The 13,453-nt window shown below is 64.5% G+C and carries 4 protein-coding genes; all 4 read right to left on the reverse strand.

The window, feature by feature from the left end; genetic code table 11:
- Positions 1–82 precede the first annotated feature (82 nt).
- Entirely contained in the window at positions 83–5,149 is a 5,067-nt protein-coding gene (locus KF708_03070) for a hypothetical protein (protein ID MBX3411676.1), read from the reverse strand.
- Positions 5,150–5,317: 168 nt separating this feature from the next.
- The gene (locus tag KF708_03075; GenBank protein MBX3411677.1) at positions 5,318–6,412 is read right to left on the reverse strand and encodes a WD40 repeat domain-containing protein; all 1,095 of its coding nucleotides are present in this window, start codon (positions 6,410–6,412) and stop codon (positions 5,318–5,320) included.
- Between the two features lie 231 nt (positions 6,413–6,643).
- On the reverse strand, positions 6,644–11,653 hold the full coding sequence (locus KF708_03080) for a tetratricopeptide repeat protein (GenBank protein MBX3411678.1): 5,010 nt from the start codon (positions 11,651–11,653) through the stop codon (positions 6,644–6,646).
- A 261-nt stretch (positions 11,654–11,914) separates the two neighbouring features.
- Positions 11,915–13,282, reverse strand: coding sequence for a hypothetical protein (locus tag KF708_03085; GenBank protein ID MBX3411679.1), 1,368 nt, complete (start codon positions 13,280–13,282; stop codon positions 11,915–11,917).
- Between the last annotated feature and the right edge of the window lie 171 nt (positions 13,283–13,453).

Consider the following 13,453-nt stretch of genomic DNA (forward strand, 5'->3'; position numbering starts at 1 on the left):
TCTGTTCCGGTGCCGAAGCAGACTCTATCCTTTCGCCCCATGCGTGGCGATGCAAGCCCCGGACCGCGATCGCGCGCGTGGTTTAGGTCTCGGGCCGCACGACCTTGCCTTGCTGGTACACGCCGATCTCGTCGCGGCCGTCGCCATCCCAGTCGCCGACGACGGGGATGTCGCCCGGACCACCCAGCTCGTAACGGGCGTCTTCGTCGTCGAGCTGCAGGTTGTGGTTCGTGTCGATGATCCACGTGCCGTGGCGATAGACGCCCACTTCGTCGATGCCGTCGCCGTCGAAGTCGCCCACGACCGGACGATCGCCCGGCGCGCCGAAGTCGACGACGCGATCGTCGAGATCCCAGCGGCCGTTGCCGTTATCGTCGAGAATCCACGTCCCGGAGCGGAACAGGCCGATCGTGGCGATGCCGTCGCCATTCCAGTCGCCGGTGACGGCGACGTCTCCTTCCGAGCCGTAGTGGAAGACGTGATCGATCAGATCCTCGCGTACCTTGCCGTGTATGGTGCGCTTCATCGCGCGATTGCCCAGCGTGGCCTTGTCGGGGTCGGGCGGAACGTTCTTTTGCGCACCGCTCGGTAGGTTCTCGGGATCGGGCAGCCCGGGTTCGTGGACCAGGGCCGCGAGATCGCCCGGCCAGGCGAAGCCAAAGATGCCGATGTCGTCCTTGCCGTCGCCGTCCCAGTCGCCGACGACCGGTTGATCGGAGGCGGTACCCAGCTTGGCCCACAGGTCGTGCTCGTCCCACTGGCCGTCGCCATCGAGATCGAGGAACCACTCGCCATCGACATAGACACCCACTTCGTCGCGTCCGTCGCCGTTCCAGTCGCCCACGACCGGAATGCCCCGTTCCGTGCCGAAGATGTACTGCGCCACCGGGGCGCCATCGCGTTCGTGCAATTGCCACAGCGAGTTGTCGAGCGGCAGTCCGGTCCAGGCGTGTACGTTGAAGCGCGAGCTGACCTGCTGCAGCAGCTCGGTGGCAAACTGATCGGCGCGTGGCCGGCCACCGTTGATGACGCTCAAGTGCCAGGTGTTGCCGATCGTCGAACGCCAGCCGACGCCGCCAAAGTAGGTCGGACGCACCACGTCGGGCGAGAGGACCGGCGAGTACGTTTGGAACGGCTGCTGCGGTCCGGCGTACTGCGTCGGCCCCGGCACGGTCGAAGGGGGCGGATTTTGCGGCGGGAAGAAGAGGGGCGTCGAGGTCGTTTCCAACTCCGCGAAGTTGTTCTCGACGCTCACCACGCCCGCCGTCACGGCGATCCGCGCGATGGCGTCGTTGTTGGCCGGCACGGTCAGCAGGCTCGCCGCCGACGTATCGCCCTGGTTCACCGCGAAGCCCCCGGTCGAACCGGCGCTGTCGAGACCGTCGACGTACTTCGTCGGATGGTCTTGCAGCACCGTGTAAACGCCGGGACGCAGGTTGGCGAATTCATAGTAGCCGTTCTTGTCGGTGACGGTGGTGATCGGGTTGCCGTGGTCGTCGAGGATCGGTTCGCCGAAGGCATTGCCCAATCGCAGCACCACGCCGGCGATCGGCTTGTCGCTGGCGTCACGCGTGAAGTTGTATCCTTCAGCCTGGGCCAGGCTGAGGACGCCGGCGGCCGAGAGGTTCTTCGCCTGCGAGGGAGACAGCTCGAGCGGGCTGCCATCGACGAAGACGTAGCCCGAGATCTTCGCGGCCGGGATCTCGCAGAAGTTGTACTCGAAGGCCTTCGTGCCTCCGGTGAGCACGATTTCGGTAATGCGATCGTTCGACGAATTCACACCGCCGGCCGTGCCGACCTCTTGCCCGCCGTCGAGGTATTGCGTGGGTTGAATCTCTTCCACGCCGTACGTGCCGGGCATCAAATCGGTGAAAGCGTATTCACCGTTCGCGTCGGTGACGGTGCTGCGGATGCGGTTGCCCAGGGAATCCAAGAGCCAGATCGTCACTCCGGCCACGGGGGGATCGCCGGGCTCATAGGTGCAATCGCCATCGAGCGTGAGATGGACGCGACCGCGGATTTCGGAGCCGAGCAACTCGCCGAAGTTGTAGTCGACCGCCGCCACGCCCGCCGCGAGCACGATGTGCGTGATCCGGTCGCCGGGGTTCTGCGCCACGCCCCCGACCGAGCCCGGCGTATCGATGCCGTCGAAGTAGCCCGCGGGGTGAACTTCGTTGACCGAGTAGGTACCGGGATAGAGATCGTAGAAGCCGTAATTGCCCGATGCGTCGGTGACGGTGGTCTTGCCGGTCGGCGCCTGATTGGCGTCGAGCAGTTGCACGGTCACGCCGGCGATGCCCGGCTCGTTCGCTTCCTTGACGCCGTTGTTGTTCAGGTCGACATAGACCGTGCCCTGGAGGCTGGCGGGGGGGATTTCGCAGAAGTTGTACTCGACGGCGTTGACGCCGGAGCCGAGGAAGATGTTCGTGATCTTGTCGTTCGTGACGTTGCCCCCGGCGGAGCCGGCCTTTTCGCCCCCGTCGAGATAACCGGCCGGCTGCGATTCTTCGATGCCGTAGGTGCCGGGCGACAGGTTCGTGAAGACATACTCACCGTTGACGTCGGTGACCGTTTGCGCGATGCGGTTGCCCGACGTGTCGAGCAGGTAGATGATCACGCCGGCCAACGGCGGATCGGTCGGTTGGTAGTCGCAGTCGCCGTCGAGCGTGAGATAGACGCGCCCGCGAATGCTGGCCGATTGCAACTCGCCGAAGTTGTAGTTCACCGCGTTGGCGCCACCCAAGAGCGTGATGCCGTTGATGCGATCGCCGGGGTTCTGTGCCGAGCCGCCGTGCGAGCCCGGGGTGTCGAGACCGTCGATGTAGCCCGTGGGATGGACCTCGACGACGCTGTACGTCCCGGGTTGCAGATTCTGGAACGAGTAGTTGCCCGAGGCGTCGGTGACCGTGGTCAGCCCGGTCGGGTTCCCGTTGCTGTCGAGCAGGTGGAGCGTGACGCCGGCGATGCCTGGCTCGCCCGAGTTGATTTGCCCGTTGTTGTTGTGGTCGACGTAGACCTTGCCCGACAGGCTGGCCGGTGGGATCTCGCAGAAGTTGTACTCGACGGCGTTGACGCCGGAGCCGAGCACGATGTTCGTGATCTTGTCGTTGGTGACGTTGCCCCCGACGGAGCCGGCTTTTTCGCCGCCGTCGAAGAAGCCATTGGGCTGGATCTCTTCGATGCCGTACGTGCCGGGCACGAGATTCGTGAACTGGTACTCGCCGTTGGCATCGGTCACAGTCTGGCCGATGCGGTTCCCCTGCGAATCGAGCAGGTAGATCACCACGCCGGCCAAGGGGGGATCGGTCGGCTGATAGTCGCAATCGCCGTCGAGCGTTTGATAGACGCGCCCCTTGATGCTGGCCGGGAGCTGCTCGCTGAAGTTGTACTCGAAGCCGTGCGCGCCGGAGGTGATGACGATGCCGCCGAAGAAGTCGTTCTTCGGAATGACGCCTCCCAGCGTGCCGAGCACGTCGCCGTGATCGTAGTAGCCGGCCGGCTGCACCTCTTCGACGCCGTACGTGCCCAGCGCCAGGTCGGTGAAGTGGTACTCGCCGTTGGCGTCGGTCAGGGTGCTCTTGAGGCGGTTGCCCGCGGCGTCGAGGAGCCAGATCGTAACGCCGGCAATCACCGGATCGCCGGGGTGATAGATGAAGTTCGGATCGTCCGAGACATAGACGCGGCCGTGGATGCTGCCCGGCTTCAACTCGCCGAAGTCGTAGTTGATGCCGGCCTGAGCGCTCCCCAGGAAGATGCCGGTCATCGAATCGCCGGGGTTCTGCGCGGTGCCGCCGGCATTGCCCGCGGAGTCGAGGCCATCGAGCCAACCGGTGGGGTGCAACTCGGTGACCTTGTAGCTGCCCGGCGCCAGGCCCGTCACTTCCCAGAAGCCGTTGGCGTCGGTGACGACGACGATCGGCGCCGGGGCTGGCCCGCCATTGGGCAGGAACTGTACTTCGATCGACACGCCGGCAATGGCTTCTTCGCCCAGGTCGCGGACGCCGTCGTTGTCGCGATCGTGGTAGACGTGTCCGCTCAGCGAGGCGGGACATGCCTCGGCGAAGTCGTTGTGGACGCTGTCCTCGCCGCCGTTGACGACGATGCCGGTGATGGCGTCGTTGTTCTTGACGCTGCCGCGCGGCGAGCCGGCGACATTACCGGCCTTGGCGCCGACGCTGAAGTAACCGTTTGGCTGTGTCTCGCGAACCTCGTACTCGCCGGGGAGCACGCCTTCGAACTTGTAGTAGCCGTTGGCGTCGGTCGTGACGCTCTTGTTCGTGCTGATGAAATCGTTGCCGACCTTCTGATACAGCGTCAGGTTCACGCCGGCGATGCCAGGATCGCCCCCTTCCTGGCTGTTGTTCAGGTTCATGTCTTCAAACACTTTGCCGGAGATCGTGATCGGCAGCGGCGTTTGCGTGAGCTTGAAGATCGCGCCGGCGGTGAAATCCTTCAGGTCGTTCGTGGCGGGCGGAATGTAGTTGTCTGGCGGCAGGTTCAAACCGAGCCCGGCGGCCGATGCTTGAGCCAGCTTATCGTCATACTCGTCGAGATAGAGATCCTTGCCGTTGATGTCGAAGTAGTGCGGCGCCGTGAAGAACGCTTGGAACGACGCTCCTTCGAACTCGCGACCTTCGGCGATCGAGTTCGGCTGCAGGAACCCTTGCTCGTCGACGTCGATCGAAAAGATCAGTAACTCGCCGGCGTCAAAGCCGGAGAAGTCGAGAACCAGTTGCGTACCACCATCCGTTACGCTGATGTTGGTGATCGTGAAGCCGTTGGCCTGCACCTGGGTGAAGGGGAACGATCCGAACGCTCCCAGTCCGCCGGGCGCGGTATCAAAGAATGTGTCGCCGTTGGTGAGGCCGTTCCCTTCCTTGTCGCCATCGATCACGATGCGGTCGAGTTGCGTGCCGGGCGCGCCCCCTTGGAAGGTGATGTAGAACTTGTCGCCGGTGGCGTCGTCACCTTCGGCCCCTTCGTAGTAGACCGATCCAATGTAGATGTCGCTCGCCAGCAGGCGGCGTTCTTCGAGCACGTCGAGCGTGCAGCGGTGCCAGCGTTCGGCATGGGCCTGGCCCGGGTGAGGGTTGTTACGACCAAACAGGCGCGAGCTCAAGCGCGAGAGGGATGTGCGGATACGGCCCACGTAACTATCTCCGTGTCGAGTGGGAAGCCTGTTCGTCGCGTCGTCAGCGGACTGGCGTCGCGAGCTCGTCGTCTCTTGTCATCCGTTGCAAGTCTGGTCGTCTACCCGTTAGTCGCACTGCCGCGACCAACGGCGTTGCCGTTGGTGCCCGGCCAGCGGCGCCACGTGTCAGCGCGGCGAGTAACGCGGCTCGGGGCGTTCGAGCATCGCCCGGACCGATCGGTCGGGCAGGGTCCACACGCAGATCGTCGTGTCGAAGCTGCCCGAGACGAGTCGTCCGCCCACGGCGTCGCACGACAGTGCGGCGACCGAGCCGGTGTGCCCCATGCCCCGGGCGCTCTCTTGTCCCGACGTCAGATCCCACAGGTGGATCTGGTCGTCGCTGCCGGCCGTGGCCAGCGTGTCGTTGCCGCAGAACGCCATGGCCAGCGTTTTGCCGGGCCGGCCCGGCAGAGTGAGTACTTTTTCGCCCGTCGCGGCGTCGAGAATGTCGATCTCGATGCCTTCGCCCGCCACGGCGATCCGCGTCGCATCGGGTGAGAAGGCCAGGCCGCGAATGCGCTGTGTCTGCAGTGTCAGGCTGCGATCGAGCGAACCATCGGTCAGCGTCCAGAACGAGATGCAGCCACCGCGGCCACCGACCAGCAGTTGCTCGCCATCGGGCGAGAAGACCAGCGAACGATTGTCCGCGCACGAGCACGTCAGTTCGTGCAGCACGAGGCCGCGATCGACGTCGTACAGCCGTACAACCTTCTCGAAACCGGCCGTGGCCAGCTTCGTGCCGTCGGGCGAGAAGGTCAGCGAATAGATCGCCGCCGGATGTCGAGAGAGCGTTTTGATGAGCTGCCCGGTCTCGGCATTCCAGAGATGGATGCGGCGGTCGTTGCCGGCCGAGGCGAGCAAGTCGCCGCCGGGGCTGAAGGCAACGCGTTGCACCCAGTCGGAGTGGCCGCGCAGCGTTTGCTTGAGCGTGCCATCGGCGGCATTCCAAAGACGAATCAGATGATCGTCTCCCGCGGTGGCCAGAGTGGCGCCATCGGGACTCAGGGCCACGGCGTTGACGACCGGTACCTTATCTCGGCGCGTCCCTTCGACGGGCGTCTCGATCACCTGCGTGGGACGCAATTCGGGAGTCCCCGCGGCGCGAACCGCGCACTCGAGCGTGCCTCCGGCGAGCGCCAGGGCCAGGGTGAGCGTTGGTAGTCGTCGCAGCACCGAGTGCCACGCGACGAGGCGGAAGCGGATCGTTCGGCAAATGCTCATCGTCTTCGACCGGCCTGGGGTGTCGAGTCGGTGCGGCGCGCGTGCCACACAACCCGGCGCAACGGTGCCGGGTCGTCCTTCGTCATCTATCGGCCGACAGGGAACGTGTCCCCCAGCAGAATCGACGCAGCCGTCAGACTTCGCCACGAATGGCAAGCTGGGTAAGCGGTCGCACCTGGCGCGGCGTTACCCAGCGCAAGTTGGAGAAGATGCCCCTGACGCAAGCGGTTGCTACCAAGTCATCGGGCGATAGCAGAGGGGCGAAATAAATGTGATTAGCCAGTCGAGGGGGCCACCCAAGCGGTACGCCGCGCGACGGCGATAGCGCCGGTAGAAGTCGCGGAAGACGTGATCGCTGGCCAGCGAGGCGCCGTGGTCGCCAAGCGAGGCCCGGAGGAGAGCCTGAGCTTGAGCGAACGAAAGACCATACGGCGACGCACTCGTGCCCGACTCGACGCCAATTGCGGCATCGACGACACGGAGCATGAGTTGGGCAAACTCTCCGAGTCCTTCGGCGTGGATCCCGATGCGCAGCGACCGGGCACGTTGCCAGTCTCCCACCAACAAGGCATCGGTGGCCAACCACAGGCGGTGGATGGGCGTCGAATGATCGGGGGGAAGTTCGAGCGCCAGGGTATTGATCTCGGCGCCCGAGGCTCGCGTCGACGTGTACCGCAGACTGTAAGCCAGGGCCTGGAGCATCCAGGGTTGGAGATCTTTTCGACCGCGCCAGTTCGTGTACCACTTGTTAAGGTCGTGGAAACGTCCGCAGCGCCAGAGCGCGATGCCCGCGTCGGCCCAGAGTGTGTTGTCGTGCCAGATACGGTCGCGATTCTTGCGGAGCAATTTGCGCACCAGCCCTGCTTGACGCTGCTGTCCGGCCGTCTCGAGTAGCGTAGCGAATGTTGCCCGCCACGCCGCCTCGTTCCCTGCGAGATCCTTGAGCCTGCGCTGGCACGCGCCCCAGCGAGCTTGTGACGCGGCGTCTTCGATCCAGGTCGAGAGTAGCGTGGGGTGGGGCGCGGCCTGCTTGAGCGACCATTCGACCGTCTGACGAAATAGCCGTCCCCAGCCACGCTGCTCGAATTCCGTCCGGGCCCGCGCCAACCAGGCGCGATCGTCGGATGGCGACTGGCAGAGGTAGGCAAGCCGCCGCCGGGCTTCTTCCTCGTCGCGTTTTTCCAGGGCGATTCTCACGTGGCCAAGCAGGTGCTGAGCCGGTTCGGGGGAATAAGGGCGCGTCCGCTCGAGAAGCGCCTCGGCGTCTTCGTACCGGTGCATCGCCAGGTAGAGATCGAACAGCGTCTGCGCGGCGAATTGATATTCGGGGGAGATCTGGAGAGCACGCGATAGGCTGGCGATAGCATCGATCCGCTCTCCGTATTGAAGCTGCGCATCGCCCAGGTATCCCCAGCCCAGGGCCAGATCGGGCGCGATTTGCGTCAGTCGAATGGCCGCCGCGCGGTAATCTGGCAGATTCTTTTCGAGTCGGTGCCAGTCGAGAATCTGCAGCCAGCCCCATTGATAGTTGGGATCGTCGGCGAGCACGTCGGTCATCTCGTCGATCGCCCGGTGCAGGTCGCCAGCGGAAGCGAGAATCCAGGCCCGGCGACCGCGCAACGAGAGGGGCAAGCGGCCGTGCATCGTGGATGGCGTACAGGCTTGTTCGGCCTCTTCGAAGCGGCCTTCGATCGTCAGCAACTCGGCCTGGAGATCGTAGGCGTCCCAGTTCCAAGGATCGCAGGCGATGGCACTCTCGATGGCAGCCAGACGCTCGGCCGAGGTTGCGGGCCCACCGCCGCGCAATAGCGAAGCGAGCGTAAGCCAGGTGCGAGAGTTGCCCGGCCGTTCCTGGGTCAAAGTGCGCGCCAGATCGATCGCACGCTGTGGTTGGCCGGCGGCCATTCCCCATTGCTGCAGGTTTTCCCACGCCCAGTGGTAATCGGGATTGATGCGGATCGTGTGTTCGAGCGTGTCGAGGACCGCGCCGCGCTCGCCGCGCAACCAGTCGAGATAGGCGAGCAGCGCATGATTCTCGGCGCAGAGTGCGTCTCGCTGCAGGATCCGCTCCATCACTTGCCGCGCGGTTTCGACATCGCCAGCGTCGACGTGGGCCATGGCCAGTTGTCGCGCCGCATTGCTTTCGCTGGGCTTGATTTCGAGGGCGCGATGTAGTGCGGCCACCCGGGCGGCTTGATCGCCTCGCGCGTGATGCACGGTAGCCAGCTCGCTCCAGACATCGGGCGTCAGCGGGAATTGCTCGCAGGCACGCTGGGCGAGGTCGAGCGCCTGATCGAGTTGCCGCAATGCCAGGTGCTGCTGTACGACGGCAATCCAGGCATGCCACAAATCGGGTCGTGCTTCGAGCGCTCGCTGAAGCAGCCCCAACAGCTCCTCGGGCGAGTAGGTCCCCTGGGCGACGTTGCGAAACGTGAGCAGGGCATCGCCAAAGCCGACTTGCCGTTCGAGTTCGGCTTGCACGAAACGCAGCTCTTCAAGGCGAGACTCCTGGGTGTCGCACGCGCGTACGAGTTCGTGAATGGCGAACGTGTTTTCGATCGAAAGCTGAATGGCACGGCGGTAGTGCTGGCGGGCCTCAGCGGTTCCTTGCATGCGCAGCGCCAGAAAGCCCCGCATGTTCGCGGCGAACGGTGAGTTCGGTTCTAGCTCATCGGCCAGGTCGAGTTCGACGAGCGCCTCGTCGAAGCGATTCTCGGACGAGAGCCAGGCGACCATCTCGCGGTGCGACCAGGCATCTTGAGGATCGATCTCGATGAGCTGTCGGAGGACTCTTTCGCGCGGCTCGTGGGGAGAATCCTTGAGCCAAATGAACTGGAGCTGACGCAAGCCGTAGTGATGGGGAAACTGGTCGGCTCGCTCGGCCAGATACGCAAGTGCCGCGCGTCGGCCTTCGAGCAGCTCGAGCAGCAGCGCGACCTGATTCTGCGCGTCGACGGCCAGCGGGTCGCTGGCGACCACATCGCGCCAATGTGCCAATGCCTGGTGCAAGTCTCCCTGGCCGTGGGCGATCTGGGCCGCGGCGCGCAGCCAATCGATCCGTCGCGTCTGACCCACGGCCGACTGAAGCAGTTCTGCCCCCCGCGCGCTTTGCCCGACACGAGCCAGTGTTGTGGCGGCATAGAGCTTCAAATTGCCGTCGTGTGGGCGCAGCGTCAGCGCTTCGTCGAAGGTGGCCAGTGCCTCGGGAACGCGGTGGACATCGAGCAACGCGCCCACCAGCGTGTGGGCTGGCAGGCTGGAGGCGGTTCCCAGTTGCCTGACGCGCGAGCGTAAAAAGGCCAGTCCCTCGTCTGTCCGGCCCAGGTGGCGGCAAGCCTGGAAATAATGGTGCGCCATGCGTTCATCGCGCAGGTTGAGGCAGGCGGCGACGCGATACAGCGGGAGGGCCTCATCGAACTTGCGTTCCTCCCAATGCCGCACCGCCAAGAGCAGAAATCCCTGCGGATCGGCCGGCCGCGCACGAATGATCCGGCGCAGCGTCCGGCGGATGAACTCGCGCTGTCGCGCGTCGATCTGCAGTTCCTCGACCAGCATTTGCCGGAAGACGGGTTCTCCGCGCACGCGGTCGCCAAGCGCGCATAAACGCGCGACGCGCTCTTCGCGTCGCGCCAATAGACGCAAGGAGTTCAATTTCGCAAGCTCGCTCATCGCGTCGTCGGGAAACATCTCGAGCAAGGCATCGGCACAGGACATCTGCGCGGTCGCATCGCCATCGTAGTAGGCCAACAGCCGGCGTGCCGTGAGCGTCAATAAGTGCTGCGGCGCGGCGGCCACCATGGCTTCATAAACCGCCTGTGCCTCGTTTCGATCGTGGCGTTCCGTGGCGGTCTGTAGCACGCTGAGCTGATCGTAAAGCTCCGCGTCGGGCAGCAGCAGCCCGGAGAGTAGATCGATCCGATCCTCGGGCACCATTACCATGCCGCGCGGTCCGGTCGACCGATAATACTGGAGTCCCTCGTCTCCCAGCAGCTCGGTGAAGTGCCGGAACGACGGATCGCGAATCAGCAGCGTGCGGCGCCGGCTGTCATAGCCGATAATCGCCTGCAGGTGCCCACGCGCGGGTTCGATGGTTGTCAACGAAAACGGAATTCCCCGGTCGATCAGCGCGACCGCGGCATCCCAGGTGACAGTGAATTCGCGGGCGTGAAAACCATTCTTTCGGCACCATTCGCGCTCGCGATGCGGGGGCGTGCCGTCGTAGCAGATCTCTTCGGCGATTTCCAAGTGGCTGGCCGGACGCGACCAGAATTCGCACAGTGCCGCCAGGGTTGCCGGTGCGCAGGTGACGTGATGCTGCTGCACGAAGCCGACCGGCAGCGACACACGGCGTTTGCCCTCTTGCGGCTGCTCGAGTTGGTCGGCGACATAGCGATGAAACGGCCATTGCGCTTGCCGGGCGTACCGCGCGGCACGTGCGATGTCGCCGAGCGCGCAGGCAATGTCGCTGCGCCGGCAAGTGAGGCTTTGGTACAAGCTCGACTCGAGTATCGGATGCTCGTCGAAGAGCCGCTCGAGATGGAGCGAGGCCGAATCGTAATCGTCCAACTCGGTCAGCAGGTCGATCAACTGCAACGAGAGCTGCACGCTTTCGAGCCGCGGAATCTTGTCCTCCAGCAGCGCGCGCGCCTCGAAATCGCGTCCGCTGGCCTGCAACAGCTCGGCGGCGTAGGAGATTGCCGGACGGTAAAAGGGGTGTCGCTCGACGAGCGCTTCGATGCTGACCAGCGCCTCGGGCAGACGGTCTTCGCAGCGCAAGATCCAGGCATAGTCGACGCCGATCCAAGGTTCCTCGCTGGCCAGCTCCTTGGCCTGCGCGTAGAACGCATGGGCGGCCTCGAAATCTCGTCGGTCGGCGGCCAGCGCCGCCTCGCAGGCGTGCCAGAAGGCCAGCGTGCGCGGGGCGGCCCCCTCACGATCAAACGGTCGAAGCGTGAACTGCCACGCGGTGAACGTGCCGCGCCGTTCGCGCAGCGTGTGCGTGTAGAAGAGTCTTGCTTCAACGTTGTTCGGATCAGCCCGCCACGCGGTGAAGTGAAGCCAGGCTCCCAGCCGCATGGCACCCAGGTTATGTGCCACACGCCCAGCGAGAATACGACCTGCCGTGCCCGGCCACTCGTTGAGCGGACCGAGAGCCAGACCACATCGCCAAGCCTGCACGTACAATCCGCGATCGTAGAGTGCTTGCGCCTCGTCCAGCGGCGATTGCCATGTGTGATTCAAGTGCCACCCCACGCCGGCCGATCGCGCCGGCGTACACCACGTGGGCAAAGTGAGGTCTCGTCCGGCCGTGGTCGCCGTGTGACCGTGTCGCGGTAGGTTAATAGCGCCTACCGGCGGTGTCGAGAGTTTGTCCCACTCAGGCCTCTGCCCATCCCCCAAATCTTGGGCAGGCCAAGGGCACGAGGGACTCTCCCCTTTTCGAAGGCGAGCGCGGTGTCTGGCTGTCGAAACGCGTCCGTCCGAACGGCAGGCCTTTCCACGTTACCAATGAACGTTCAGACGCATGCCATAGATGCTGCTGGCGCTCGAACCGGTGTTCGGTTCGTCGGGCGCTTGGTAGGTGTAGTTGAAGAGCAGACGCATGCGATCGGTGAGATACCAGTTCACCCCAAAGGTGGCGGTCGGCAGACCGATGCCCAGGAGTTGCCCGTTCGGGCCGCGAGGTGTGTCGGGGTCGAAGAAGTCGAGGTAACCAAAGCGCGCGGCCAACTCCCACGCGCCCCCGCCGCGCGACTTTTCTCGCGACGCTGGTCCTCGTAGCACGGGACGCGCGACGCGGATCGCACCGGGCACGGCATTCGCGCCGTCGTAGTCGCGATGCTCCCCCGTGACAAACCAGCCGCATGCCACGTAGCTGCCGTGGAAAAAAACGTCGGCGGCGCCGGTTTGAGCGATGAGGCTGCCGTACCACTCGCTCTGAATCCAATAGGGGCCCTCGGCCCACAGGGCCTGCACGTTCATCAGTTGTTGAAACGAAGCGGGAATCTCGATCACGGGCACGAAGGGGGGCGACGAGGAATCGCCTAGCTCGAGCAGCGGATTGCGAGGCTGCTGATTGATGACGATGACCCCCTGCTCGGGAAGACGCTCCGAGAGTGAGACGCCGACGAGCAAGTAGCGTGCGCAGGCATCGTCGCGGAAGAACGCGCCCGTCAGTCGACCGGTGAAACCCACGGTGCTGCCGTCGCCCCCTTCGAAGTCACCGGCATCGGTGCCGGCATGAAACGCGCCGAGTGCGAGCGTGGCCGACTCGCCCACGTCGGTGCGAAATAGTCCCAGGCCCCAATTGCGCGCCGGGTCGAGCAAGTTGATGGGCGAGCGCTCCATGAAGGCAAAAAAGTTCGCGCTCGTGGCGCCTTCGAGACTGAAGGGTTCGCGAAAGTGTCCGACGCGTCCTTCGCCGAATGCTTGCCTCTCGCCGAACCCTGCGAAGATGTCGCGCGGCACGACTACGCCCGGGGCCAGATCGATCTCGGCAATGTATCGCCCGGAAGTCCCCCAGGCTCCCTCCGCGCCGATCCGCGCACGCCGCAGACCTACGGTGTCGCCCAAATCGCCGAAGGTGGCCTCGTTCGCGGCGCTCTGGCTGGTCCACAGGAAATCGGTGTCGACGCGTCCCCGCAAACGGACCGTGCCGTAAGGATCAACGTGCCAGATGCGCGGAAAATCTTGCAGCCCGTCGAGGAAGCTCGGCGACGTTTGGTAGATCTCCTGTTCGCCGACATATTCTGTCGCTTGGATCGCGAGATCATCGGCGCGCGCAAGAACCTGCCCGGCCGGTGCGAACAAAAGCAAGAAGACCACCGTGAACCAACCTTTCCACCAGGTTCCACGGCGATGAGAAAACATGGTCGCTTTCCGCACGAAGCGTGTAAACGTCTGACGGCAGAGAGAGAGGACCGGCCGGGACCGCACGTCGCGGAGCAGAGGGAGTCTGTTGGCTCTCTTCGGCGCATTCCGGGCACGGCTTCATACACGCTTGGCGAACTCTCTCGCTTGCGGAACTTGTAGCGGTGGGGC

It is taken from the genome of Pirellulales bacterium, assembly GCA_019636335.1.
In the GTDB taxonomy this organism is placed as follows: Bacteria; Planctomycetota; Planctomycetia; order Pirellulales; family JAEUIK01; genus JAHBXR01.

Excerpts from the sequence above, each read along its gene's own strand:
- KF708_03075 (MBX3411677.1), bottom strand. The coding sequence starts at position 6,412 with ATGAGCATTTGCCGAACGATCCGCTTCCGCCTCGTCGCGTGGCACTCG.
- KF708_03085 (MBX3411679.1), bottom strand. The coding sequence starts at position 13,282 with ATGTTTTCTCATCGCCGTGGAACCTGGTGGAAAGGTTGGTTCACGGTG.